Here is a 23,158-nt window from a genome sequence, read left to right as displayed (position 1 = left end):
TAGCACTGTCCCCCAAATTGGGCCCCGGACTTCGCCGGGGTGGTGCTCGAGTTTGAGGATGGGTGGGAGCGTCCCCTCCTTGTTCTCCCGCGAAGGCGGGAGTCCAGTCTGGATCCCCGCCTTCGCGGGGAAACATCCTGTGCTCGCGGCTTACAGCCCTTCCATGCGGCGGCGGGCTTCGGCGGCGATCGCTTTGCGGTCGCCGTATTGCGCGGGGTCGAACGGCTCGGCGAAGTGTAGCGTCGCGACGAAACTGCCCTTGCGTTTGAGGACGCGCGCGGCGTGATGCTGGCCCGGCTCGTCGCCGACCCAGGCGAGTTCGCTCGTCGCCGCGCCATAATCGATCCGGACGGGCTGAACTTTCACGCCGGGCGGCGGCGGGTCCAACGCGGCTAGCAGCGCCGCCTTGAACGGCAGCAGAGTAACGCCGTCGCCCGTCGTCCCCTCCGGAAACAGCGTCACCGGCCAGTCCGAGGCGAGCGCGTCGCGGATCTGCGCGATCTGGGCGGTCACCGCCATGCGGTCGCCACGGCTGACGAAGATGGTGTGGTTCAGCATGCAGAGCCAGCCGACCAGCGGCGCGCTGCGCAACTCGGCTTTCGCCACGAACGCGCTACCGGTCGCGCCGGACAGGAGGAGGATGTCGATCCAGCTCAGATGGTTCGAGACGAAGACCACGTCGTGGCGGAGCGGCGTGCCGACCACCCGCGCCCGACCGCCGACAATGCGCGCGACCAGTCCCAGGAACCGCGGGGGCCAAGGCGATTTTTGGCCAAACAGCCGCCACATCCCGTGCAGCGGCAACGCCAGGACCAGCGCCAGCAGCAGCGCCGCCAGCCGCGCGCCAAAGCGGGTTCGGCTGATCGCGTCAGTCCTTGCGGGTGAGCGCGACGCCGTAGAGTTCCATGCGGTGATCGACCAGCCGGAAGCCGAGCTTCTCCGCGATCGCCTTCTGCAACTGCTCGAGTTCGGGATCGACGAACTCGAGCACCTTGCCGCTCTCGACGTCGATCAGGTGATCGTGATGCGCTTCGGGTGCAGGCTCGTAGCGCGCGCGACCGTCGCCGAAATCGTGGCGGTCGAGAATGCCGGCTTCTTCGAACAGGCGAACGGTGCGGTAGACTGTCGCGATCGAAATACCGGGGTCGATTTGCGACGCGCGCTCATAGACCTTCTCGACGTCGGGATGATCGTCCGCCTCGGACAGCACGCGCGCGATGACGCGACGCTGCTCGGTGATGCGCAGGCCCTTCTCGTTGCAGAGTGCTTCCAGATCGATCTTGCGCGGCATGTGTCATTCCCTCGTTGAGTGCCATGTAGGGCCTCCGCGCTGTTGCGAAAAGGGATAGTGACTCGCAATAAGCCTTAGCTGTTGATATCTTTCGAATATGTATGTGCGTCATACGCGACGCCGGTCTTGCCGCGATAGTAGGCGCGGCGTTCGCCGACCTTGGTAAAGCCGTGCGCGTCGTACAGTTTGACCGCGTCGTTGCCCGCGCGGACCTCGAGATGGAGCTTGGCGATGCTACTGACCGAGCAATCGGCGATCACCGCACGGATAAGCGCCGTGCCGACGCCGCGGCGGCGATAGTCTGGCGCGACCGCGATCAGCAGAAGTTCGGCTTCGTCGGCGACTGACCGGGTCATCGTGAAACCGGCGGGGAAATCGTCGACGAAGGCGATGGTGAGGTGGACGCCGGTCAGCGCGAGCACGCCGAGGCACTGGCTGCGCGTCCACGCCTCGCCGTAGCGCGGATCGAACGCCTCGGTCATCAGCGCGTCGACGATCGCCAAATCGCGCGCGTCTCCGGTGCGAAGCGTGACGGTGCGCGTGGCGGCCTGACGCGTGGCCATTATTTCGGGACCGACGGCTTGGCGTCGGGCGCGCGGCCGTAGATCGGGCTTGGCGCGAGCGCGGTCAGTGCTGCGGGCAGCAGGATCGCGGAGGCTGCATCTGGTAGCGCTTCGGTGAGGTCCAAGCCGTCGTCAAGTACGCCGAGCCAGCGGATGCCGTTGCCGACTGCGCGCCGTCCTGCCAGCGCGGCGAGCGCGGCCTTGGGCTTCAGCGATACCATGTCGGATCGCGGCGACAGATCGGCGGAGAACGCTTGCATGAAGACCTCGCCATGCCCGCCTTCCATGATCACCGCAATATCGTCGGTTAAGCGGTCGGCGAAACCGGCGGCGGCGATCAGCGGAAGCGAGGAAAAGCCGGCGATTTCCGCGCCCCAGCCGAGCGCTAGGCCACGCGCGGCGGCGATTCCTACGCGGACGCCGGTGAAGCTACCGGGGCCGCAATCGACGATGATGCGGTCGGCTCGGCCTCCGTTAGGGAGCTCGGCGATCATTGGGATGAGGCGCTCGGCATGGCTGCGCCCGACGACCTCGTGCGCGCGGGCGATGATGGCGCCGGACTCGATCAGGGCGACCGAGCAGGCGATGGTGGATGTTTCGATGACTAAAGTGCGCATTACTTCTTACCCTCTCCCCTCAGGGGAGAGGGCAGGGTGAGGGGCGCCGCGAGCGCTGCCCTTCCCAACTGCCCCTCACCCCGACCCTCTCCCCGCAGGGGAGAGGGAGCAGGTCCCGCTTCAAGCGATGCTGTTGAATTTCGCGAAGTCGGGGCGGGGCGAGCGGGCATAGATCGTCGCGGGGTCGCCGTGGCCGAGCGTCGAGATGAAGTTGGTCCGCACCGCAGGCGTGTCGTGGAAGAACGCCGCATCGACCTTGCCCGCGTCGAAGCCCGACATCGGCCCGGTATCGAGCCCGAGCATCCGCGCGGCGATGATGAAATACGCCCCCTGCAACGTCGAGTTGCGGAACGCGGACGCCTCGCGCAGTTCGGCGTTGCCGTCGAACCACGACTTCGCATCGGCGTGCGGGAACAGCTCGGGCAAATGCTCGTGGAAATTCGTGTCCATGCCGATGATCACCGACACGGGGGCATTGAGGATCTTCGGCTGGTTCTGCGCGCTACACGCGTCCGCGAGCTTCTGCTTGGCTTCGTCGCTGGTGACCCAGATCAGGCGCGCGGGGAGCTGGTTGGCGGAGGTCGGGCCCCACTTCATCAGGTCCCAGATCGCGTGGAGCTCGGACTCGGCGACCGGCTGATCGGTGTAGCCGTTATAGCTGCGAGCGTCGCGGAAGACGGTGTCGAGGACGGTGTCGTCGAGTTTCTCGCGCATCAGACGGCTCTCACTTCGGTGACTTCGGGGACGTAGTATTTCAGCAGCTGCTCGATGCCGTTCTTGAGCGTGGCGCTCGATGACGGGCAGCCGGCGCAGGCACCCTGGAGCTGGAGGAACACCTTGCCCTTGTCGAAGCCGCGATAGACGATGTCGCCACCGTCGTTCGCCACCGCGGGGCGGACGCGCGTGTCGATCAGTTCGCGAATCTGCGCAACGATGTCGGCATCGGCGGGATCGTCGGACAGCGCCGGCTCGTCGGATGGCACCGAGAAACCGGCGCGCGCGGGCTTGAACAGCGGCATCGCCGCGGAAAAATGATCGAGCAGGATCGCGAGCACGTCGGGCTTCAGATCCGACCAGGCGACGCCCGGCCCGGCGGTCACGGACACGAAATCGCGGCCGAAGAACACGCCGGTCACGTCGCCGAGGTTGAAGATCGCCTCGGCCAGCGGACTGGTCTCGGCTTCCTCGGGGGTGGCGAAGTCGCGCGTGCCGGCGTCCATGACGGTACGTCCCGGCAGGAACTTCAACGTCGAGGGGTTCGGGGTGGATTCCGTTTCGATCAGCATGAGGGTCATGTGGCCCGGCGGGCGCGAGGGATCAAGCGCGGAACGGGAAACGGTTTCTTTCGGGCGCCGAGCACCGCTTTGTTATCACGCCGGGGCCTGCGCGCTGGGTTCCTACGCCAGGGCTCGCGTCGTGGCTCCCGTGCCAGGCCTCCCCCGGCCGCGTCAGGCATCACTGTGCGGCTGATATGCCGCGGTGTTGCTATCCTACAGACTAGGCCGCGAGGGGGAGCGAGGGATCGGACCGCTTGGGGCTGAGTTTGGCGGCCCAGCGCGCAAGGACATCCTCGTTCTCACCTATCCATGTCTTGGCCAGTCCCGTCAGCTCGGCGAGATGCTCGGGGCTGGCATCGTCCAGTCCGCCCCCATTGGGACTGAGCGGGAATTCTGCGCGATCATAATTGCCGCTGCTCGCCAGTTCTCGGGCCTGGTACGATATCGTGCTGGAGCCGGCCTGCATCAGGATCGAGAAGATCGGTACGCGGCGCAGCGGATTGACCCAGCCGAAGATCGACCAGTGGCCCGCGGATTTGTAGGGCCGATCGGAGGCCCCGGTGCTGAGCGACAGGATTTCCAGATCGCCGAGATGCCAGCCAAGCTTGCGCGCCTCGATGATCGCCGCGATCGTCGGGTCGTTGGCGAAGACGCCGCCGTCGATCAGCAGCAACGCGGGTTCTGCCCTGACCGCGCCGACTCCCGTGGTCGCTGGGATGGCGGCGGGGGGAAAGAAGGTCGGCGCCGCCGAGGTCGCGCGGGCCGCGACATGCAGCGGGAAGACGCGCTCGGGTTTTGCCGGGTCCACGGGATAATCGGGGCCGCCCGCCATGAAGACGGCCTTGCGCCCGATCATGTCGTAGGCCGGAATGACGATGTTGGTCAGCGCGTCGCGAGTCGTCGCGGTGGTGCCGATCCGCGCGGCGAGAATCTTCTCGAGCGGGCGAGCGCTGTAGGGGAAGCCCGGCAGCCGCTGCGACAGGCCGAGAATATGCGGGAATATCCGCTTGCCGTCGGTGCGATAGAAATCGACCAGATCGCTGGCCGTGCACGCCGCGCTGGTCTTGTCCGCCTGGCTCGGCGCGGTGAGACCGGCGGCGATGATCCCGCCGGTAGAGGTGCCCGCGATCAGGTCGAAGCACTCGCACAGCGGCCGTTCGATCCGACGCTCCAGTTCGGCGAGAATCAGCGCGGGGATCAGCCCGCGTATCCCACCGCCATCGATCGTCAGCATGTATCTCGGTGTCGCGCGATCCTTGGCCACGGCCATTTCTCCCCACCAGTACGGCGTATCAGCAAACGGCCGCTCGGTTTGCAAAGACCGGTCCGGTTTGGTTCGATCCGCCCGACGTCACGTGGCCGGGGACATCACCGCGGTGTGCAGGCTTAGGCGGAACGGCGGGCGACGCGCAGGACCAGGTCTGCAATCCATTTGCCGGGATTGCGCAGCGGCCGCTCGAACTGGATCAGCAACACCACCCGCGTACCGTGCGTATCGTTCCAGACCTCGTGCCGATACGTGTCGTCGAACACCAGCGTCTCGCCTTCGGCCCAGCGAACGGTCCGGTCGTGGACCCGCATCCGGACGTCGCCGTCGCGCGGGACGATCAGGCCGAGGTGGCAGGTGATCAGGCGCTTGGTCGCGCCGCGACGCTCGGGAATGTGAGTGCCGGGCGCGAGGATCGAAAAGGACGCGCTGTGGAGGCCGGGGATGCGCGCGACCACGGCCGCCGTACGCGGGCAGCGCTCGAGGCTGTGCTCGATCGTCGCGCCGCCGGGCAATGCCCCGGCTGGCAGCGCAACGCGAACGGCTTCGTCGCGGATCGCCGCCCAGTCGTCGCGCAACCCCGCAGTCCACGCGAAGTCGCGAACGTCGAGCACCGGATCGTTGGCGACCAGCGATGACGACGCGATTACCGGGTCGAACGCGCTACGCAGGCGCTCGCCAATACGGGCAATTAGCGGGCGATTGGCCTTGCCCACGGTCGACGCGCTAGTCGTGGGACCGACGCCAGGAACGCGAACGCGACGCCGTACGGCCGACCCGCCCGAATCCCGCCACAATGAAGACTGCCCCAGTTCGGCTCCGACCGTCATCGCTACCCTGCATCCCGGCGCGTCGTGGCACCGATCCCCGTGTTGCGACATGTCTTAGCGGCGGTGTTGGACGAAATGATGGCGCCGCGGCGGCCGACTGAGGCGCGGCGCTGGCGATCTAAGGCGCGGCGCTGGCGATCTAAGGCGCGGCGCTGGCGATGCGTGCGCGGGGGCGCTAGAGATGCACGATGCTATCCTTTCCGCGCCTGTACCGCGCTCCCATCCTGCTTCCCCTCGTGCTCGGCCTCGCCATCCCGGCGAGCGGGCAGATGGCGACGCAGCAGGCCGCCTCCACGCCCGCTACGGAGGGTGGCAAGGAAGCGCCGACGCTGCCCGAACTGACGGGTATCGATACGACCGCGTGGCTCTACAAGGGCAGCGACCTCACCCGTGACCCCGAGTGGAAGTTCGGCACGCTGCCCAACGGCATGCGCTTTGCGGTGCGCAAGAACGGCGTGCCGCCCGGCCAGGTTTCGGTGCGCGTGCGGATCGATGCGGGCTCGCTCAACGAGACCGACAGCGAACGCGGCTTCGCGCATTTCATCGAGCATCTGACCTTCCGCGGCTCCGAATACGTCCCCGACGGCGAGGCCAAGCGCGTCTGGCAGCGGTTCGGCGCGACCTTCGGCTCGGATACCAACGCGCAGACCACGCCGACATCGACCACCTTCAAGCTCGACCTGCCCTCGGCGACCGAAACCGGGCTCGACGAGAGCCTGAAGATCATGTCGGGCATGATGGAGAAGCCGACGATCACCGATGCGTCGGTCACCGCCGAGCGTCCGGTCGTGCTGGCGGAACAGCGCGAGCAGCCGGGGCCGCAGGTGCGGTTCGGCGATGCGATCCGCGCGACGTTCTTCGCCGGACAGCCGCTCGCGGATCGCTCGCCGATCGGCAATATCAAGACGCTCGAGGCGGCGACCGGCGCCACCGTGAAGGCGTTCCACGATCGCTGGTATCGGCCCGAGAATACCGTCGTCATCATTTCGGGCGACATGGACCCGGCGCTGTTCGGGCGGCTGATCGTCAAGAACTTCGCCGACTGGAAGCGCACCGACCCGTTCACCCCTGCGCCCAGCTTCGGCAAGCCCGATCCGAAGGCGCCGGTCGCCGCGTCGATCGCCGAGTCGGCCATCCCGGCGGTGGTCACGCTCGGCGTGGTCCGCCCTTGGGAGTATAAGGACGACACCGCGATCATGAACCAGAAGCGGCTGGTCGACGTGCTCGCCACCCGCCTCATCAGCCGCCGCCTCGAAACGCGCGCGCGCGCCGGCGGCAGCTTCCTGCAGGCGGGCGTGTCGATCGACGACGTGTCGCGCTCGGCGAACCTGACTAGCGTCAACATCGTGCCGATCGGGACCGACTGGGAAGCCGCATTGAAGGACGTCCGCGCGGTGATCGCCGACGCGCAGACCAACGCGCCGAGCCAGGCCGAAGTCGACCGCGAATACGCCGATTTCGACACGATCATGCGCACCAGCGTTGAGACCGCCAAGGTCGAGGCAGGGTCGAAGCAGGCCGACGACATGGCCAGTGCGCTCGATATTCGCGAGACGGTCGCGGGCCCAGAAACGTCTTATAAGATTTTGCAGGACGCCAAGGCGAAGGGCATGTTCACGCCCGCCACGCTGCTCGCCTCGAGCAAGGCGATCTTCGAAGGCATCACGCGCGCGCTCGTCAATACGCAGACGCCCGATGCCGGCGCCGCGACGAAGCTGGCGACCGCATTGAAGGCGGACGTGTCGGGGCTGGCCGGCAAGCGCCGCGCGCAGGCTGCGGTCGATTTCTCGAAGCTGCCGTCGCTCGGCAGGCCGGGCGTCGTCGCCAGCCGCGAGAAGATCGCCGCGTTCGACATGGAGCAGGTGAACTTCGCCAACGGCACGCGCGTGCTGCTGTTCCCCAACTCGGGCGAGACCGGGCGCGTCTATGTGCGCGTGCGGTTCGGCGGCGGCTATACCGCGATCCCGTCGAACCGGCCGACGCCGGCCTGGGCGGGCGATCTCGCGCTGGTCGCGGGGGGTATCGGCAAGCTCGACCAGGGCGATCTCGATCAGCTGACCGCAGGGCGGCGGATCGGTCTCGACTTCGGGATCGACGACGATGCGTTCACGCTGAATGCGATCACGTCGCCGGCGGATTACGCGGATCAGTTGCGGCTGATGGCTGCGAAGCTGACGTTCCCGGCCTGGGATCCGGCACCGGTCGCGCGGGCGCGTGTCGCTGCGCTGGCGGGGTTCGCCGGGTATGATTCGTCGCCCGACGGCGTGTTGTCGCGCGACCTCGAAGGTCTGCTCCGCGCGGGTGATCCGCGCTGGGGGACGCCGTCGAAGGCGACCGTCGAGGCACTGAATGCGAAGGACTTCCGGGCGTTCTGGGAGCCGATCCTGAAGACCGGACCGATCGAGGTCTCGATCTTCGGTGACGTGAAGACCGAGGAGGCGATCGCGGCGGTGGCGAAGACGTTCGGGGCGATGACGCCGCGGACGGCGGTGTCGACGATGGGGGCGCCGGTCGGCTTCCCCGCGCACAACATGACGCCGGTGATGCGCGCGCATACCGGCCCCGAGAACCAGGCGGCGGCGGTGATCGCCTGGCCGACCGGTGGCGGGATCGACAACATCGTCGAGGCGCGGCGTCTCGACGTGCTGGCGCAGGTGTTCAGCGATCGGCTGTTCGAGCGGCTCCGGCAGGCAGCGGGCGCGAGCTACAGCCCCAACGTGTCGAGCCAGTGGCCGGTCGGGATGAACACCGGCGGCCGGATGGTCGCGATCGGGCAGGTGGCGCCCGACAAGGTGGCGTTCTTCTTCCAGATCGCGCGGCAGATCGCGGCCGAACTGGTGTCGACGCCGATCGCTGCGGACGAGCTGGACCGGATCAAGAAGCCGATGGGGCAGTATATTTTGCGCGCCTCGACGGGGAACCAGTTCTGGTTGCAGCAGCTCGGCGGCGCGACATTCGATCCGCGACGGATCGCGGCGACGCAGCGGATCGCTTCGGACTTGGTCGCCACCACGCCGGTGGAATTGCAGGCGACGGCGGCGAAATACCTGCGGCCGGAGAAGGACTGGACGATGGCGGTCGTGCCGGCTGCGACGCCCGCGAAGAAGTGAACTAGTCCCTCTCCCCCACGGGGAGAGGGAGGGAGGAGCCACTTGGCGACGGAAGGGTGAGGGGCTTTGGGACGAACGGTCCGAGCCTCACGCCCCTCACCCTCCCACCCGCAAGAGCGGGCGGGCCCCTCCCTCTCCCCGAGGGGGAGAGGGGTTAAAGCGCCCCCTCCCCACTCGCGCGCAAATTTGGTAGGGGCTCGGCATGTCCCCTCCCGAAACCTTCCCAAAAACCTTCCACGTCAAGTCGTTCGGCTGCCAGATGAACGTCTATGACGGCGAGCGCATGGCCGAACTGATGGCCGCTCAAGGCCTGACGCAAGCCGATGCCGTCGATGCCGACGTCGTCGTCCTGAACACCTGCCACATCCGCGAACGCGCCACCGAAAAGGTCTATTCGGATATCGGCCGGCTGCGGAAGGACCAGCGCCGCAAGTCCGGCAAGACGCCGATGATCGCGGTCGCCGGCTGCGTTGCGCAGGCCGAGGGCGAGGAGATCTTCACTCGCGCCAAGGTCGACATCGTCGTCGGCCCGCAGGCGTATCACAACCTGCCCGACCTCGTCGCGAAGGCCGCCGCCGGCACACCCTCGCTCGACACCGACATGCCGCTACTGTCGAAGTTCGGCGCCCTCCCCGCCCGCCGGAAGGTCGCCCCTTCGGCGTTCCTGACGGTGCAGGAAGGGTGCGATAAGTTCTGCACCTATTGCGTCGTCCCCTACACGCGCGGCGCGGAGATCAGCCGGCCGTTCGCGGCGATCGTCGACGAGGCTAAGGCGCTGGTCGACGCCGGCGCGCGCGAGATCACGCTGCTCGGCCAGAACGTCAACGCGTGGTTGGAGAATGAGCGCGGGCTGCACGACCTGATCCGCGACCTCGACCGCATCCCCGGCCTCGCGCGGATCCGCTACACCACCAGCCACCCCAACGACATGACGCAAGGCCTGATCGACGCGCACCGCGACATCGAGAGCCTGATGCCGTTCCTCCATCTGCCCGTGCAGTCCGGCAGCGACCGCGTGCTGAAGGCGATGAACCGGTCGCATACGCGGGACTCTTATCTCCGCCTGCTCGACCGCGTCCGTGCGGTGCGCCCCGACATCGCGCTGTCCGGTGACTTCATCGTCGGTTTCCCCGGCGAGACCGACGCCGAGTTCGAGGACACGCTGAGCCTGGTCGACGCGGTCGGCTACGCGCAGGCCTACAGCTTCAAATACAGCCCCCGCCCCGGCACGCCGGCGGCGTCGATCGTCGAACAGGTCTCCGAGGACGTGATGGACGACCGCCTCCAGCGTCTCCAGGCGGCGCTCAACCGCGACCAGCACGCCTTCAATGCCGCCACCGTCGGGCGTACGTGCTCGGTCCTGCTGGAGCGTACGGGGAAACTGCCGGGGCAGTTGATCGGCAAGTCGCCGTGGCTGCAATCGGTCCACCTGATCGGCGACCACGCGATCGGCGACTTGGTGGAGGTGACGCTGGCCGCCGCGGGGCCCAATTCGCTGACTGGCGTGGAGCGCGTGCGCGAGGCGGCGTAACGACGGGACGGTTGGTGATCTTACGCGTCAGAGATCCCTAGGGCCCCCGTCACCCCGGACCTGTTCCGAGGTCCACCGTGCCGCAAACCAACCGTTCGGAGGGCATGCCGCGGTGGATGCCGGAACGAGCCCGGCATGACGGAGGTTGGTAGATCAAACGCGGAGCCTGATGACGCCTGTCGTCGAGGGTTCTCAGCAACGTTGATGAGCCTACCCCCGCCCCCCGCGATTTCGCTGTCCTACATCCGGATCGCCTGTCACACTCGCCCCCGATGCAGCTTCGCCCACGCGACTCGAATCATCTCTCAGCCAGCGCTCCGGCGCGGCTTGAACGCGTCGCCCGCGATGCTCATCTTCCTTTCAAAGGTTACGGTTCGACGCTTCCAGGCGTAACCTTTGACACCCTGAAAGGACCGTATGAGCCGTAAACCCGTTCCCGCCCAGTCCGGTGACCGCGCCCGAGTCGAGCTGCTGTTCGACAAGCCCCAATTGCTCGTCCGGCTCTTCGGCCAGTACGACCAGAACCTGGTAGCGCTCGAAAATCGCCTCGGCGTCTACATCACCGCACGAGGGAACAAGATCGGCCTGGAGGGCACCGCCGAACAGGTCGCCAAGGCGCGCGATGTGCTCCACGATCTGTACGCCCGCATCCAGCGCGGCGAGGACGTCGATACCGGTCTCGTCGACGCGTCGATCGCGATGGCGGACGAGCCCGTGCTCGAGGGCATCATCCGCGCCGATGCGGGCGGCGGTGGTGCGCCACCGATCATGATCCGGACGCGCAAGAAGACGATCGTCCCGCGCACGCCGGCGCAGGCGCATTACATGCGCGAACTCGCCAACAACGACATGATCTTCGCGCTCGGGCCGGCAGGGACGGGCAAGACCTATGTGGCGGTAGCGCAGGCGGTGCAGCAGCTCATCACCGGCAGCGTCCAGCGGCTGATCCTGTCGCGCCCCGCGGTCGAAGCGGGCGAGCGGCTCGGGTTCCTGCCCGGCGACATGAAGGAGAAGGTCGATCCGTACCTGCGCCCGCTCTACGATGCGCTGTACGACTGCCTCCCCGCCGAGCAGGTCGAGCGCCGGATCGCGAGCGGCGAAATCGAGGTCGCGCCGATCGCGTTCATGCGTGGGCGGACGCTGGCGGATGCGTTCGTGATTCTCGATGAGGCGCAGAATACCACGCCCGCGCAGATGAAGATGTTCCTGACGCGCTTCGGCCAGAACAGCCGGATGGTGATCTGCGGCGATCCGAAGCAGGTGGATATTCCGGGCGGAGTCGCGGCGTCGGGGCTGGGCGATGCGGTCCGGCGGCTGGAGGGGCTCGAGAGCATCTCAATGTGCCGCTTTACCGTCGGCGACGTGGTGCGTCATCCGATCGTCGGGCGCGTCGTCGAGGCGTATGAGGGCAACGACGAGGCATAACGAACGCGAAACCCCTCCCCTTCAGGGGAGGGGCAGGGGTGGGGCTTCGTCACAAGCGTCGCGGTTGGGGAAACGCCCCACCCCGACCCTCCCCTGAAGGGGAGGGAGTTTTGGTCAGCCCTTCAACTTCGCCGCGGTCTCCGCGATACGCTTGCCTTGGTAGCGGGCGCCGTCAAGTTCCGCGGTGGTCGGCATGCGGCTGCCGTCGCCGTCCGAGATCGTCGTCGCGCCGTACGGCGAGCCACCCTTGACCGTGTCGACGCCCATCTGCGCCTGGAAGCCATAGTCGAGCCCGACGATCGTCATGCCGTGATGCAGCAGGTTGGTGATGATCGAGAACAAGGTCGTCTCCTGACCGCCATGCTGGCTCGCAGTCGAGGTGAATGCACCACCGACCTTGCCGACCAGCGCGCCCGAGAACCACTGGCCACCGGTCGTGTCCCAAAACTGCGCCATCTGCGCGGGCATCCGGCCGAAGCGGGTCGGCGCGCCGACGATGATCGCGTCATAGTGTTCGAGCGCGGCGGGACCTTCGATCTCGGCGTGCGCGGTATCGGTCTTGAAATGCGCGGCCTCGATGACGGCCTGCGGCGCGGTCTCGGCGACGCGGCGGATATCGACGTCGGCACCACCGGCACGCGCGCCCTCGGCGACGGCGTCGGCCATCTGCTCGATGTGGCCGTAGGACGAGTAATAGAGCACGAGAACCTTGGTCATATGTGTTTCCTTCGAGTTCCCCTCCCGCTTGCGGGAGGGGTTAGGGGAGGGAAGTTCCGGGCGGGGTCGAGGCAGGAAGCCCCTCCCCCAACCCCTCCCGCAGGCGGGAGGGGAGTATTATTCCGAGTCTACGAGAACGATCTCGGCGTCGTCCTGTGCCGTGATCGTCACCGTCTGACCGCCCGAGAGCGCCGCTCCGTCGCGTGCGGCAAAGGCGTCGTCGCCGATCGTGATCGCACCGGTCGCGGGCACCAGATACACGTGGCGCCCCTCACCGATCGCATAGTCGACGCTGTCGCCGGCCTTGAGCGTCGCGGCCAGCACGCGGGCATTCGCGCGGATCGGCAGCGCGTCGCCGTCACCCTCGAACCCACTCGCCAGCGTCACGAACTGGCCCGAGCGCTCGCCCTTGGGGAACGGCTTGGCGCCCCAGCTCGGCGCACCGCCCTTGCGCGACGGCTCGATCCAGATCTGGAAGATCGTCGTCGTCTCTGGTTCGAGATTATACTCGGCGTGGCGGACGCCGGTGCCGGCGCTCATCACCTGGACGTCGCCTGCCTCGGTACGGCCCTTGTTGCCGAGCGAATCCTGATGCGTGATCGCGCCGCTGCGGACGTAGGTGATGATCTCCATGTCCTGATGCGGATGCGGCGGGAAGCCCGAATTGGCGGCGATCTGGTCGTCGTTCCACACCCGGATCGCGCCCCAGCCCATCCGCGCGGGATCGTAATAGCTGGCGAACGAGAAATGGTGGCGCGCGTTGAGCCAGCCGTGATTGGCATGGCCGAGGCTGTCGAAGGCGCGGCGGTCTACTTTGCTGAGCGTCGTGGTCGTCATGAGATGTCTCCACTGGTTGATCCCAAGATAGGCGCGCGGATCGCCGCGTAAATAGAAACGGTGGAAACCGATCGTTTCGGTGCTAGCGTGCTGACAAGCTGATCCACCACCCCGGCGAAGGCCGGGGCCCAATTGGCAAGGTCGACATAACGAAGGACTGCGCTTCGTTATCGATGCCTCCCAATGGGGCCCCGGCCTTCGCCGGGGTGGTATATTTCTGATGTTTGCGGAGCTCCTCATGCGCCTGCCCGATCTCGAAGCCTGGGCGATCTTCGCCAGTGTGGTGGAGCATCGTTCGTTCAGCGCCGCCGCCGATGCGGTGGGCTTGAGCAAGGCGACCGTGTCGAAGGCGATCACGCGGCTCGAAGCGCATCTTGGCCAGTCGCTGTTCCACCGCACCTCGCGCCGGCTCGCGCTGACCGAGGCGGGCAAGCCGCTCGCCGAGCATGCCGCGCGTATCCTTGCCGAAGCCCGGGCCGCCGAAGAGTCCGCGCATGACGCCGCCAGCGCGCATACGGGCCGGGTCCGACTTGCCGCGCCGATGAGCTTCGGCATCACCAACGTTGCGCCATTGCTCGCCGAGTTTCTCGCCGCGCATCCCGGCATCGAGGTCGACCTGCATCTGTCCGACGCGCGCGTCGATATCGTCGCGGAGGGGTTCGACATCGCGTTGCGGATCGCCGAGTTGCCCGACAGTTCGCTGCGCGCGCGCCGCCTGTGCACGATCCAGGCGCATCTCGTCGCCGCACCGCGCTATCTAGCGGCGCACGGAACGCCGACGCATCCGGCGCAACTCGGCGAGCATAAACTGTTCGGCTATTCCAATGTCGTCGGGCCCTGGCGCTTTCACGGCCCCGACGGCGCGGACGTCTCGGTACGCACGCAGGGGCAGCTTACCGCGAACAGCGGCGAAGCGATTATTCCCTCGCTGATCGCCGGTCTCGGCATCGCGCGACTGCCCGACTTCATCGTCAATGCGCATCTCGCGAGCGGCGCGCTGGTGACGATCCTCGACGATTGGGCGCCCGCGCCGATCGGCCTTCATCTGCTGACTCCGCCCAGCCCGTTGCGGCCGGCCAGGGTCGAGGCGCTGATCGAATTCCTCGGGAGCCGCCTGCGCGATCGATAGAAATGCGCTGGCGTGGAACTTCCGTTCGCGGGTAGTGCTTTCGTCCTGACGCTTTCGCCCCGAAAGGCCCGCATGCTCGAAATCGCACTTTCTTCTGACGCCCCCTGGCCGGGCCAGGGCCCTGGGTATGATTGGGAGGCACTCGCCTTGCGTGCGGCGACGGCGGCGATCGAGTGGACTCCGCACGGCGAACTGCTGACCAGCGCGGCAACGGTCGAGATCTCGATCCGGCTCGCGTCGGACGACGAGGTCCATACGCTCAACAAGCAGTACCGCCAGAAGGATAAGCCGACCAACGTCCTGTCCTTCCCGATGGTCCAGCCGGACTTGCTCGCCACGGTCAGCCAGAATTCGGACGACGGCGAGGTGCTGCTTGGCGACATCATCCTCGCGCACGGCGTCTGCGTCGCGGAAGCGGCCGAGCGCGGTATTTCGGTCGAGGATCATGCGATGCATCTGATGGTGCACGGCACGCTGCATCTGCTAGGCTATGACCATATCGACGACGACGAGGCCGAGGGCATGGAGCAGATCGAGCGCGATGCGCTCGCGGCGCTCGGTCTCCACGACCCTTACCTGATAACAGAGGACTGACGACCACGATGGCCGATGGCCCCAATGCCGGTAACGGCGATAGTAGCGACAGTATCTGGCGCGGGCTCAAGGGCCTGATCTTTGGTGCTCAAGACGAATCCCTTCGCGACCAGCTCGAGGATGCGATCGACCGGCACGAGGGCGATCCCGCCCCCGATGCCAAGGGCGATCTGACCCCGCTCGAGCGCCAGATGGTCCGCAACCTGCTCCACTTCAGCGAGCGCGATGCGGGCGACGTCGGCGTGCCCCGCGCGGATATCATCGCGGTCGAGGAAGAGACCCCGTTCGCCGATCTCGTCAAGCTGTTCGCGGAAGCCGGCCATAGCCGCCTGCCGGTCTACCGCGACAACCTCGATACGATCATCGGCATGGTCCACATCAAGGACGTCTTCAACATCCTCGCGACCGGCGCCAAGCATCCGACCTCGATCGCCGGGCTGATCCGCGAACCGCTCTACGCGCCGATGTCGCGCGGTGCGCTCGATCTGCTCGCGGACATGCGCCAGAAGCACGTCCATTTGACGATCGTGCTCGACGAGTATTCGGGCACCGAAGGTCTGGTAACGTTCGAGGATCTGATCGAGGAGATCGTCGGCGAGGTAGAGGACGAGCATGACGAGGCGCCGCAGGTGCTGATGACGCCGATCGAAGGCGGGGCCTGGGATGCCGACGCGCGCGCCGAGCTGGAGGATGCCGCAGAACTGATCGATCCGCGTCTGGCGGAGGTCGACGGCGATATCGACACGCTGGGCGGGCTGGCGGCCTTGCTGGCGGGGCATGTCCCGCAGATCGGCGAATGCGTCGATCATCCGAGCGGGTGGAAGCTCGAGATTATCGACGCCGACGAGCGGCGTATCAACCGATTGCGCCTGCATCCGCCGGTGGTGCCAGTCGAGGACGACGACTGATACAGCCTCTGCAATGGATCGACGGGCCTTTTACCCATGATCCATTGCCCCGGCCCTGCCGCCGTTCTAACTTCCCTTCATGCGCAAACACATCCTCATCGTCCTTGGGCTGATCCTGCTGGTGATCGCCGCGGGCGTCACCTATCTCGCCTGGCCCGACACGGCGGAATTGTCGGTCGACCAGGTCGCCGGCAAGCTGCCCAAGATCACCGATCCCCGCATCCAGACGATCCCGACCGTGAAAGTGGCGAAGGTCGTCGGCTGGCAGAACGGCGCGATGCCGACGCCTGCCGCGGGCCTCAAGATTCAGCCGTTCGCGACCGGGCTCGACCACCCGCGCTGGATGTACCGCCTCCCCAGCGGCGACGTGCTGGTCGCCGAGACGAACTCGCCCCCGCGCGAGGGCGGCGGGATCACCGGCTGGGTGATGAAGGTTCTGATGGGCCGCGCCGGCGCCGGCGTGCCCTCGGCCAACCGCATCACGCTGCTCCGCGATGCGAACGGCGATGGCGTGGCGGAAACGAAGTCGGTGTTCATGACCGGCCTCAACTCGCCGTTCGGCATGACGCTGCTCGACGGCCAGCTCTACATCGGCAACACTGACGCACTCGTCCGCGTGCCCTATGTCGACGGTCAGACCAAGATCACCGCCAAGCCCGAGCTCGTCATCAAGCTCAACCCCGGCGGAAACCACTGGGCGCGCAACGTCATCACCGCTGCCGATGGCAAGACGCTGTACGTCGGTGTTGGATCTTCGACCAACATCGCCGAGAACGGCATGGACGCCGAGAAATACCGCGCCAACATCCTGCAGGTCTGGCCGAAGGACAAGAACTGGCGGATCTACGCGGCCGGCCTGCGCAACCCCAACGGCATGGCGATCAATCCCAAGTCGGGCGGACTGTGGACCGTCGTCAACGAGCGCGACATGCTCGGCTCCGACCTCGCGCCCGATTACCTGACGCAGGTCGAGTTCGGCGATAACTTCGGCTGGCCCTGGTATTATTGGGGCGGCTATCCCGATCCTCGCGTCGAGCCGAAGAACCCCGCGCTTCAGCAATATGCCAAGCGCCCCGACTATGCGCTGGGGCCGCACGTCGCTGCGCTCGGCCTGACCTTCTCCGCGGATGCGAAGCTCGGCGCGAAGTTCGCCAACGGCGCGTTCGTAGGCGAGCACGGATCATGGAACCGCAAGCCGGTATCGGGCTACAAGGTCGTCTACGTACCGTTCGGCGACACCGGCTTCCCGGCGGCGAACGCGAAGCCGGTCGATGTGCTCGGAGGATTCTTGAACAAGGACGGCGATGCGCAGGGTCGCCCGGTCGGCGTCATCACCGACAAGACCGGCGGCCTGCTGGTCGCGGACGACATCGGCAACGCGATCTGGCGGGTCAGCGCCGGGGGGTGATCTTGCCGGAGGTCGGCAAAGGCCCCGCCCTCTATACCAACGGCGTACGATCCCGACTTGTCGTCATCCCCGCGGAGGCCGGGACCCATATGCTCCAAAGCTATCGATTAACTCGCAAGCTTTGCCAGTATGGGTTCCCGCCTGCGCGGCAATGACGATCCGGGGTTTAGGCAGGCGGCTTTCTATCAGCGCCTAACGCACCCGCTCACCCCGCCAGGATCCCCCGAGCCTCGTCGAGATCATCCTCGTCGACCATCACGCGGACCGGGATCAGCAACCAGCTCCCCTCCATGATCGACATCCCGCCATCGAATGCGATCGCGGGAATGCCTTCGCTTTCCAGCCGCCCGACGATGATATGCGCCTCGTTGCGGCCGTACCGCCCCAGTTCGACCAGGCTCATGCGCCGACGCGATCCGGCAGAACGGTGCCGAGCCGAACCGGCAAGCCATCGATGCTCGCAACAGGCCTCGCCAATTCCCCAGTCCGTTCGGCGTCGGACTGCCTGGCGTGATACTTCGACAAGGTCTGCCGCTCGCGCTCCAGCGTCATGAACGGCACGCCCCAGCCGCAACTCGTCTGCACCTCGTCGACATCGATCACGAAGATCTGCCGCGTGCCCGGCAACGGCGTAAACTGCGCATGCAGGTCCGTCCACTCCGCATCCTGCGGCAACACCGCACGACCCGTGCCATAGATGCGGAAGATCAGCGCCGGCTGGTCGAACGCGCAGAACATGATCGTGATGCGACCATCGGCGCCCAGATGCGCGTTCGTCTCGTTCCCCGACCCACCGACGTCGAGATACGCGACCGTCTTCGGATCGAGCATACGAAAGCTGTCCATGCCCTTGGGACTGAGATTGATCCGCGCGCCTTCCGCGGCTGTCGCAACGAAGAATACCGGTTGCCGCATCACGAACGCGCGATGATCGTCGGTGAGCGCGGGGAAGAAGTCCATCGTTCGGCTCCGAATTGACGCGCATCATCGACGCGCATACTCTATGCCCATGAAACATGATCCAGTCGCAACCGGCAAGCGCAAATCGGTTAATATGTCGCTCGATACCGGCATCGTAGCGGCGGCCCGGGAGGCAGGGCTCAACCTCTCCCAGATCAGCGAACACGCTATCAGGCATGCAACGAAAGTCGAACAGGAGCGCCGCTGGAAGGAAGAAAATCGCGAGGCGATAGAGGGCTGGAACCACTGGTACGAAAAGAACGGCGATCCGCTCGCCCATTTGCGGTCGCTCTGAATGGCACAGTTCGACGTCTACCGCGTTCGCGGCAACGTGCTGGTGATCGATTGCCAGTCTGATCTTCTGGCTGATTTGCCGACCCGCTTCGTGGTGCCGCTTCGCCCGACCGACACCGTCGCACTCAAGAGGCTGACCCCGACCTTCGTTATCGACGGCACGGCACTGACCATGATCACGCCGCTAGCGCGGGCGATCGATGTCCGCGATATCGAAGATACCGTCACGACACTCGACGCAGCGCAGTTCGAGATCAAGGCTGCGCTCGATATGTTGATCTCCGGGTTTTAAGCCGCCGTCCCCCCGACCGTAAGCCCATCGACCAGCAACGTCGGCTGGCCGACACCAGCCGGCACCGACTGCCCGCCCTTGCCGCAAATACCGATACCCTCGTCGAGCGCGAAGTCGTTGCCGATCCCGCGCACCTTGGTAAGCGAACTCGGACCATCGCCGATCAGCGTCGCGCCCTTGATCGGCGCGCCCAGCTTGCCGTCCTCGATCAAATACGCCTCGGTGCAGCTGAACACGAACTTGCCCGACACGATGTCGACCTGCCCGCCGCCGAACGCCTTGGCGAATATGCCCTTCTTCACGCGCGACAGAAGTTCGGCCGGGTCGTCGTTGCCCGCCTTCATGAACGTGTTCGTCATCCGCGGCATCGGTGCGTGTGCGTAGCTTTCGCGACGGCCGTTGCCAGTTGCCTCGACGCCCATCAGCCGTGCGTTGAGGCGGTCCTGCATATAGCCCTTGAGGATGCCGTCCTCGATCAGCACGGTCTCGCGCGTCGGCGTGCCCTCGTCGTCGATCGTCAGCGAGCCGCGGCGGTCTTGAAGCGAGCCGTCGTCGACCACCGTCACACCCTCGGCCGCGACGCGCTCGCCGATGCGACCCGAGAAGGCCGACGTGCCCTTGCGATTGAAATCGCCTTCGAGACCGTGACCGATCGCCTCGTGCAGCAAAATGCCGGGCCAGCCATTGCCGAGCAACACGGTCATCTCGCCCGCAGGAGCGGCGATCGAGTCGAGGTTTACGAGCGCCTGCGACAACGCCTCGTCGATCGCGCGGTTGTACGTCGCGGGCTCGAACAGGTCGTTGTAGAGATAGCGGCCTCCGATCCCGTAGCTGCCCGTCTCGCGGCGACCATTCTGCTCGGCGACGATCGAAACGTTCAACCGCACCAACGGCCGGACATCGGTCGCGACGAAGCCGTCCGCGCGGACGATCTCGACCACCGACCACGTCCCGGACAGGCTAACCGATACCTGCGCGACGCGAGGATCGCGCGCCCGCGCGGCGGCATCGATCGTCTGACACAGGTTCACCTTATCGGCGAACGGCACGAGGTCGAGCGGATCGGCGGCGGTGTATCGACGCTGGTTCGTGCCCTGCGGCGGACCGGCCTTCGCGGCCACACCGGGTTCGATCAGTGCCATCGTCTCTGCGGCGCGACGGATCGCAGCGGGAGTCATCTCGTTCGAATGCGCGAACGCGGTCATCTCGCCCGATACCGCGCGCAGGCCGAAGCCTGAGCTCGTGTCATAGGAGGCGGTCTTCAGCCGGCCGTCGTCGAAGCCGAACGCCTCGGCCTTGCGGTACTGGAGATAGAGCTCCCCGTCATCGGCTTTGCCGAGCGCCGTGGCGGTCAGCGCCTGCGCTTGTTCGGGGTCCAGGGTATCGCGGTAGAGGAACGAACGGGGGTCTGCTGCTATCGTCATCCGATAGATATAAGAGGCTTAGCGCCCTGCGCCATCCCCGTGATCGCGCAAAGTCGACTGGTCCGCGCCGTCCGCAGCGCCGCCGACTAGAATGAAGCGGCGGTCGCAATAGCCGCAATCGACATAGCCTGTCTCGTCGATCTGCAACCAGACGCGCGGGTGACCGAGCGCTGCGCCGCCGGGAATGTCGGTTGCGCCATCGCAGGCGACGCGGGCGTGGGTGACGCGGGTGGTTTCGAGCGGCGGATGCATGCAGGGGCGATAGCAAGCGCGGGCGGGCCGGGCAATTGCTTCTTCCTGTGGTCCAGAAGGAAGAATGGTTCACGCGGAGGCGCGGAGACGCGGAGGTGTTGCATCCAGCCTGTCGGTCGGGAGACATCATACTCCGTTCCGTAGGCAGATGATTGAGCGGTCGCTACGCGGCAAGCGCTACACCTCCGCGTCTCCGCGGCTCCGCGCGAACAAATCTTCTTTGCAGTGCCCGAGGGGATGACCAGTCCCGCCCGCCCCGCTATGCCGCTGGCATGACCGAAGCCGCCATCGCCATCAAGAACCTCTGCAAGACCTACGCGCCCGTCGGCACGGCGCCGCCCAAGCGTGCGCTCGACGACGTGACGTTCGACGTGCCCCGCGGCCAGATTTTCGGCCTGCTCGGCCCGAACGGTGCGGGAAAGTCGACGCTGATCAACATCCTCGCCGGGCTGGTCAACAAGACCGACGGTAGCGCCGCGATCTGGGGGTTCGACATCGACGAGCACCCGCGCAACGCCAAGGCGTCGATCGGGATCGTCAACCAGGAGATCCTGTTCGATCCGTTCTTCTCACCGTTCGAGACGCTGGAGATCCAGGCCGGCCTCTACGGCGTCCCCAAGGCGAAGCGCCGCACCATGGAACTGCTCCGCGCGGTCCATCTCGAGGACAAGGCGCACGCCTATGCACGCACGCTGTCGGGCGGGATGAAGCGGCGGCTGATGGTGGCGAAAGCGATGGTCCACTCGCCGCCCGTCCTCGTCCTCGACGAGCCGACCGCGGGCGTCGATATCGAACTGCGCCAGCAGCTCTGGACCTATGTCCGCAGCCTCAACCATGCCGGCGTGACGGTGGTCCTCACCACACATTACCTCGAAGAAGCCGAAGAACTCTGCGACCGGATCGCGATCATCAACAACGGTCGCCTGATCGCCAACGAACCGACGCGTGAACTGGTCGGCAAGGCGCAGGAGAAGATCGTCGCGGTCACGGTCGACCGCGACGTCACCGACATCCCGGCGAACGCATGCTTCCAGAAGATCGCGCTGAAAGGCACGCGGACGCTGGAGATCACCTACAAGAAGGACCGCGTGAACGCAGGCGAAGTCCTGGCCGCGGTCCAGTCCGTCGGCTTCGGGATCGTCGACGTCTCGACCAAGGAACCCGATCTCGAGGACGTCTTCCTCAGCCTGACGCGCGCGGCCAACGCCTGACTCAGTGACACACCGCGGGGCGAGCCGGTCCCGACGCCTTGTATGTCAGGATGAATTCGGAATGGCCCAGCTCTTCGGACTTGGTCTGCACGCCGTTCGCGATGCCGATGATCAGGTCGACGATCTCGGCCCCGACCTCGTCCAGCGTACCACGCCCCTCGAGGATGCGACCGGCGTCGACGTCCATGTCGTCGGCCATCCGCCGATAGGTGTCGGGATTGGCGCAGATCTTCACCACCGGCGAGATCGCCGAGCCGACCACCGAGCCGCGCCCGGTGACGAACAGGTTGATATGCGCGCCGCTCGCCATCAGTTCGCCGATCTCGGCATTGTCGACGATGTTGGGGAAGCCGAACTTGGGATCGCCGGGCGGCACGACGTCTAGCAGATAGAGGCCCGGCCCCGGCACCAGTTCGGCGGGGTCGATCACGCCATCGATAGCGCGGCTGCCCGACTTGGCATAGGCGCCGGCGGATTTCTCCTCCTGGCTCGACAGGCCACCCTCGGCGTTGCCGGGGGCAAAGCTGCCATAGCCCATCGCGCGGTAATAAATCTCGGCCTTGTGGACCGAGGCGATCAGCGCATCCGCCACGTCGGGTGTCGCGGCGCGGCTCGCCATATGCCCTTCGCAGCCGATCATCTCGCCGGTTTCCTCGAAGATGCACGCCGCACCCGCGTCGATCAGCGTATCGAAGGCGCGGCCGACCGCCGGGTTGCCGGTGATCCCGCTAGTCCCATCGGACCCGCCGCAGATCGTGCCGATCACCAGTTCCGACATCGCCATCGGCACACGGCGCGCGCGGGCGTCGGCTTCGGCACGGACGCGCTCGACCGCCGCCATCCCGGCTGCGATCGCCGGGCCGGTGCCGCCGACCTGCTGGATCACCACGGTCTCGACTGGGCGGCCCTGCTCCCGCGCGTTCGCACCGAGCAGTTCGCGGTTGAAGCTCTCGCAGCCTAGCGACAGCAGTACGACTCCGCCGACATTGGGGTGCGTGGTCAGCGCCTTCATCATCGCCAGCGCGTAGTCGTTGGGATAGCAGCCTGGAAAGCCGATTAGCTGGACGCGCGGATCGTCGATCTTGTCGACGATCCGGCGCGCGACGTGATGCGCGCATTCGACCAGGTACACGACCACGATGGCATCGCGGATGCCCTTGCGACCATCGGCGCGCAGCCAGCCGGTCATCGTCCCGTCGTTCTGGGCCACATAGTCCTGGG

Annotated in this window: 25 protein-coding genes; 10 read left to right on the top strand and 15 right to left on the bottom strand. The window is 66.4% G+C overall.

The window, feature by feature from the left end:
• Positions 1 to 150: 150 nt before the first annotated feature.
• The 8 genes from ASF09_RS00565 to ASF09_RS00530 all read right to left on the bottom strand — a co-directional run bounded on the left by ASF09_RS00565 (position 151) and on the right by ASF09_RS00530 (position 5,731).
• Positions 151 to 789, bottom strand: coding sequence for a lysophospholipid acyltransferase family protein (locus tag ASF09_RS00565; protein WP_082443970.1), 639 nt, complete (start codon positions 787 to 789; stop codon positions 151 to 153).
• 79 nt (positions 790 to 868) lie between these two features.
• Entirely contained in the window at positions 869 to 1,291 is a 423-nt protein-coding gene (locus tag ASF09_RS00560) for a Fur family transcriptional regulator (RefSeq protein ID WP_060523820.1), read from the bottom strand.
• 74 nt (positions 1,292 to 1,365) lie between these two features.
• Complete coding sequence (locus ASF09_RS00555; protein ID WP_060523818.1) at positions 1,366 to 1,854, bottom strand: GNAT family N-acetyltransferase; 489 nt, start codon at positions 1,852 to 1,854, stop codon at positions 1,366 to 1,368.
• On the bottom strand, positions 1,854 to 2,471 hold the full coding sequence (gene tsaB, locus ASF09_RS00550; RefSeq protein WP_060523817.1) for a tRNA (adenosine(37)-N6)-threonylcarbamoyltransferase complex dimerization subunit type 1 TsaB: 618 nt from the start codon (positions 2,469 to 2,471) through the stop codon (positions 1,854 to 1,856). Before tsaB ends, ASF09_RS00555 begins: the two co-directional genes overlap by 1 nt.
• A 120-nt stretch (positions 2,472 to 2,591) precedes the next feature.
• Positions 2,592 to 3,185 carry a malonic semialdehyde reductase gene (locus ASF09_RS00545; protein WP_060523815.1) on the bottom strand — a complete coding sequence of 198 codons (594 nt, stop codon included), beginning with the start codon at positions 3,183 to 3,185 and terminating at the stop codon, positions 2,592 to 2,594.
• Positions 3,185 to 3,757 carry a NifU family protein gene (locus tag ASF09_RS00540; protein WP_056050182.1) on the bottom strand — a complete coding sequence of 191 codons (573 nt, stop codon included), beginning with the start codon at positions 3,755 to 3,757 and terminating at the stop codon, positions 3,185 to 3,187. The genes ASF09_RS00545 and ASF09_RS00540 overlap by 1 nt, the downstream gene beginning before the upstream one ends.
• A 211-nt stretch (positions 3,758 to 3,968) precedes the next feature.
• Positions 3,969 to 4,982, bottom strand: coding sequence for a patatin-like phospholipase family protein (locus tag ASF09_RS00535; RefSeq protein WP_162237213.1), 1,014 nt, complete (start codon positions 4,980 to 4,982; stop codon positions 3,969 to 3,971).
• 152 nt (positions 4,983 to 5,134) lie between these two features.
• On the bottom strand, positions 5,135 to 5,731 hold the full coding sequence (locus tag ASF09_RS00530) for an aspartyl/asparaginyl beta-hydroxylase domain-containing protein (RefSeq protein ID WP_235529476.1): 597 nt from the start codon (positions 5,729 to 5,731) through the stop codon (positions 5,135 to 5,137).
• A gap of 302 nt (positions 5,732 to 6,033) precedes the next feature.
• On the opposite strand from ASF09_RS00530, the gene ASF09_RS00525 reads away from it, so the two are divergent.
• From ASF09_RS00525 to ASF09_RS00515, 3 genes are all read left to right on the top strand, one after another.
• Positions 6,034 to 8,955 (top strand): M16 family metallopeptidase, encoded by a 2,922-nt coding sequence (locus ASF09_RS00525; RefSeq protein ID WP_060523809.1) that lies wholly within the window; start codon positions 6,034 to 6,036, stop codon positions 8,953 to 8,955.
• A 202-nt stretch (positions 8,956 to 9,157) separates the two neighbouring features.
• Positions 9,158 to 10,486, top strand: a complete 1,329-nt coding sequence (gene miaB / locus ASF09_RS00520; RefSeq protein WP_082443969.1) for a tRNA (N6-isopentenyl adenosine(37)-C2)-methylthiotransferase MiaB — start codon at positions 9,158 to 9,160, stop codon at positions 10,484 to 10,486.
• Between the two features lie 417 nt (positions 10,487 to 10,903).
• Positions 10,904 to 11,911 (top strand): PhoH family protein, encoded by a 1,008-nt coding sequence (locus ASF09_RS00515; RefSeq protein ID WP_060523805.1) that lies wholly within the window; start codon positions 10,904 to 10,906, stop codon positions 11,909 to 11,911.
• 114 nt (positions 11,912 to 12,025) lie between these two features.
• Here ASF09_RS00515 and wrbA read toward each other — a convergent pair whose 3' ends face one another.
• Both wrbA and ASF09_RS00505 read right to left on the bottom strand, forming a co-directional pair.
• Positions 12,026 to 12,628 carry an NAD(P)H:quinone oxidoreductase gene (wrbA, locus tag ASF09_RS00510; RefSeq protein ID WP_060523803.1) on the bottom strand — a complete coding sequence of 201 codons (603 nt, stop codon included), beginning with the start codon at positions 12,626 to 12,628 and terminating at the stop codon, positions 12,026 to 12,028.
• 117 nt (positions 12,629 to 12,745) lie between these two features.
• On the bottom strand, positions 12,746 to 13,465 hold the full coding sequence (locus ASF09_RS00505; RefSeq protein WP_060523802.1) for a pirin family protein: 720 nt from the start codon (positions 13,463 to 13,465) through the stop codon (positions 12,746 to 12,748).
• A 238-nt stretch (positions 13,466 to 13,703) separates the two neighbouring features.
• Here ASF09_RS00505 and ASF09_RS00500 point away from each other — a divergent pair, with 238 nt between their 5' ends.
• The 4 genes from ASF09_RS00500 to ASF09_RS00485 all read left to right on the top strand — a co-directional run bounded on the left by ASF09_RS00500 (position 13,704) and on the right by ASF09_RS00485 (position 17,504).
• Complete coding sequence (locus tag ASF09_RS00500; RefSeq protein WP_060524827.1) at positions 13,704 to 14,594, top strand: LysR family transcriptional regulator; 891 nt, start codon at positions 13,704 to 13,706, stop codon at positions 14,592 to 14,594.
• A 72-nt stretch (positions 14,595 to 14,666) separates the two neighbouring features.
• Complete coding sequence (ybeY, locus tag ASF09_RS00495) at positions 14,667 to 15,188, top strand: rRNA maturation RNase YbeY (protein WP_060524825.1); 522 nt, start codon at positions 14,667 to 14,669, stop codon at positions 15,186 to 15,188.
• Between the two features lie 8 nt (positions 15,189 to 15,196).
• Positions 15,197 to 16,096 (top strand): hemolysin family protein, encoded by a 900-nt coding sequence (locus ASF09_RS00490; protein WP_060523800.1) that lies wholly within the window; start codon positions 15,197 to 15,199, stop codon positions 16,094 to 16,096.
• 79 nt (positions 16,097 to 16,175) lie between these two features.
• On the top strand, positions 16,176 to 17,504 hold the full coding sequence (locus tag ASF09_RS00485) for a PQQ-dependent sugar dehydrogenase (protein WP_060523798.1): 1,329 nt from the start codon (positions 16,176 to 16,178) through the stop codon (positions 17,502 to 17,504).
• Positions 17,505 to 17,709: 205 nt separating this feature from the next.
• Here ASF09_RS00485 and ASF09_RS00480 read toward each other — a convergent pair whose 3' ends face one another.
• Both ASF09_RS00480 and ASF09_RS00475 read right to left on the bottom strand, forming a co-directional pair.
• The gene (locus ASF09_RS00480) at positions 17,710 to 17,907 is read right to left on the bottom strand and encodes a putative signal transducing protein (RefSeq protein WP_056057596.1); all 198 of its coding nucleotides are present in this window, start codon (positions 17,905 to 17,907) and stop codon (positions 17,710 to 17,712) included.
• The gene (locus tag ASF09_RS00475; RefSeq protein WP_060523796.1) at positions 17,904 to 18,464 is read right to left on the bottom strand and encodes a pyridoxamine 5'-phosphate oxidase family protein; all 561 of its coding nucleotides are present in this window, start codon (positions 18,462 to 18,464) and stop codon (positions 17,904 to 17,906) included. The genes ASF09_RS00480 and ASF09_RS00475 overlap by 4 nt, the downstream gene beginning before the upstream one ends.
• Positions 18,465 to 18,513: 49 nt before the next feature.
• Between ASF09_RS00475 and ASF09_RS00470 the strand changes: the two genes are divergently transcribed.
• Positions 18,514 to 18,759 (top strand): type II toxin-antitoxin system CcdA family antitoxin, encoded by a 246-nt coding sequence (locus ASF09_RS00470; protein ID WP_060523794.1) that lies wholly within the window; start codon positions 18,514 to 18,516, stop codon positions 18,757 to 18,759.
• Complete coding sequence (locus ASF09_RS00465; protein WP_060523792.1) at positions 18,760 to 19,050, top strand: CcdB family protein; 291 nt, start codon at positions 18,760 to 18,762, stop codon at positions 19,048 to 19,050.
• On the opposite strand, the gene tldD is transcribed toward ASF09_RS00465, so the two are convergent.
• Positions 19,047 to 20,474 (bottom strand): metalloprotease TldD, encoded by a 1,428-nt coding sequence (gene tldD, locus ASF09_RS00460; protein ID WP_060523789.1) that lies wholly within the window; start codon positions 20,472 to 20,474, stop codon positions 19,047 to 19,049. The genes ASF09_RS00465 and tldD overlap by 4 nt on opposite strands.
• A gap of 18 nt (positions 20,475 to 20,492) precedes the next feature.
• Positions 20,493 to 20,726, bottom strand: coding sequence for a zinc-finger domain-containing protein (locus tag ASF09_RS00455; protein ID WP_031393477.1), 234 nt, complete (start codon positions 20,724 to 20,726; stop codon positions 20,493 to 20,495).
• A 272-nt stretch (positions 20,727 to 20,998) separates the two neighbouring features.
• Between ASF09_RS00455 and ASF09_RS00450 the strand changes: the two genes are divergently transcribed.
• Positions 20,999 to 21,937: an ABC transporter ATP-binding protein gene (locus ASF09_RS00450; protein WP_060523788.1), complete on the top strand. Its 939-nt coding sequence runs from the start codon at positions 20,999 to 21,001 to the stop codon at positions 21,935 to 21,937.
• A 1-nt stretch (position 21,938) separates the two neighbouring features.
• Here the strand turns inward: ASF09_RS00450 and ASF09_RS00445 are convergent, their stop codons facing one another.
• Entirely contained in the window at positions 21,939 to 23,126 is a 1,188-nt protein-coding gene (locus tag ASF09_RS00445) for a UxaA family hydrolase (protein ID WP_060524823.1), read from the bottom strand.
• Positions 23,127 to 23,158 lie beyond the last annotated feature (32 nt).

Origin of the sequence: Sphingomonas sp. Leaf242 (genome assembly GCF_001422045.1) — a bacterium.
In the GTDB taxonomy this organism is placed as follows: Bacteria; Pseudomonadota; Alphaproteobacteria; order Sphingomonadales; family Sphingomonadaceae; genus Sphingomonas.
This window is presented reverse-complemented; position numbering and strand designations above follow the sequence as displayed.

What these genes read in the sequence shown, in the direction of transcription:
- ASF09_RS00475 (WP_060523796.1), bottom strand. Translation starts at nt 18,464, where the DNA reads ATGGACTTCTTCCCCGCGCTCACCGACGATCATCGCGCGTTCGTGATG.
- ASF09_RS00500 (WP_060524827.1), top strand. Translation starts at nt 13,704, where the DNA reads ATGCGCCTGCCCGATCTCGAAGCCTGGGCGATCTTCGCCAGTGTGGTG.
- ASF09_RS00545 (WP_060523815.1), bottom strand. Translation starts at nt 3,185, where the DNA reads ATGCGCGAGAAACTCGACGACACCGTCCTCGACACCGTCTTCCGCGAC.
- ASF09_RS00490 (WP_060523800.1), top strand. Translation starts at nt 15,197, where the DNA reads ATGGCCGATGGCCCCAATGCCGGTAACGGCGATAGTAGCGACAGTATC.
- ASF09_RS00505 (WP_060523802.1), bottom strand. Translation starts at nt 13,465, where the DNA reads ATGACGACCACGACGCTCAGCAAAGTAGACCGCCGCGCCTTCGACAGC.
- ASF09_RS00560 (WP_060523820.1), bottom strand. Translation starts at nt 1,291, where the DNA reads ATGCCGCGCAAGATCGATCTGGAAGCACTCTGCAACGAGAAGGGCCTG.
- tldD (WP_060523789.1), bottom strand. Translation starts at nt 20,474, where the DNA reads ATGACGATAGCAGCAGACCCCCGTTCGTTCCTCTACCGCGATACCCTG.
- ASF09_RS00445 (WP_060524823.1), bottom strand. Translation starts at nt 23,126, where the DNA reads ATGACCGGCTGGCTGCGCGCCGATGGTCGCAAGGGCATCCGCGATGCC.
- ASF09_RS00565 (WP_082443970.1), bottom strand. Translation starts at nt 789, where the DNA reads ATGTGGCGGCTGTTTGGCCAAAAATCGCCTTGGCCCCCGCGGTTCCTG.
- ASF09_RS00480 (WP_056057596.1), bottom strand. Translation starts at nt 17,907, where the DNA reads ATGAGCCTGGTCGAACTGGGGCGGTACGGCCGCAACGAGGCGCATATC.
- ASF09_RS00535 (WP_162237213.1), bottom strand. Translation starts at nt 4,982, where the DNA reads ATGCTGACGATCGATGGCGGTGGGATACGCGGGCTGATCCCCGCGCTG.
- miaB (WP_082443969.1), top strand. Translation starts at nt 9,158, where the DNA reads ATGTCCCCTCCCGAAACCTTCCCAAAAACCTTCCACGTCAAGTCGTTC.
- ASF09_RS00485 (WP_060523798.1), top strand. Translation starts at nt 16,176, where the DNA reads ATGCGCAAACACATCCTCATCGTCCTTGGGCTGATCCTGCTGGTGATC.
- ybeY (WP_060524825.1), top strand. Translation starts at nt 14,667, where the DNA reads ATGCTCGAAATCGCACTTTCTTCTGACGCCCCCTGGCCGGGCCAGGGC.
- ASF09_RS00450 (WP_060523788.1), top strand. Translation starts at nt 20,999, where the DNA reads ATGACCGAAGCCGCCATCGCCATCAAGAACCTCTGCAAGACCTACGCG.
- ASF09_RS00515 (WP_060523805.1), top strand. Translation starts at nt 10,904, where the DNA reads ATGAGCCGTAAACCCGTTCCCGCCCAGTCCGGTGACCGCGCCCGAGTC.
- ASF09_RS00455 (WP_031393477.1), bottom strand. Translation starts at nt 20,726, where the DNA reads ATGCATCCGCCGCTCGAAACCACCCGCGTCACCCACGCCCGCGTCGCC.
- ASF09_RS00555 (WP_060523818.1), bottom strand. Translation starts at nt 1,854, where the DNA reads ATGGCCACGCGTCAGGCCGCCACGCGCACCGTCACGCTTCGCACCGGA.
- ASF09_RS00540 (WP_056050182.1), bottom strand. Translation starts at nt 3,757, where the DNA reads ATGCTGATCGAAACGGAATCCACCCCGAACCCCTCGACGTTGAAGTTC.
- ASF09_RS00525 (WP_060523809.1), top strand. Translation starts at nt 6,034, where the DNA reads ATGCTATCCTTTCCGCGCCTGTACCGCGCTCCCATCCTGCTTCCCCTC.
- tsaB (WP_060523817.1), bottom strand. Translation starts at nt 2,471, where the DNA reads ATGCGCACTTTAGTCATCGAAACATCCACCATCGCCTGCTCGGTCGCC.
- wrbA (WP_060523803.1), bottom strand. Translation starts at nt 12,628, where the DNA reads ATGACCAAGGTTCTCGTGCTCTATTACTCGTCCTACGGCCACATCGAG.
- ASF09_RS00465 (WP_060523792.1), top strand. Translation starts at nt 18,760, where the DNA reads ATGGCACAGTTCGACGTCTACCGCGTTCGCGGCAACGTGCTGGTGATC.
- ASF09_RS00470 (WP_060523794.1), top strand. Translation starts at nt 18,514, where the DNA reads ATGAAACATGATCCAGTCGCAACCGGCAAGCGCAAATCGGTTAATATG.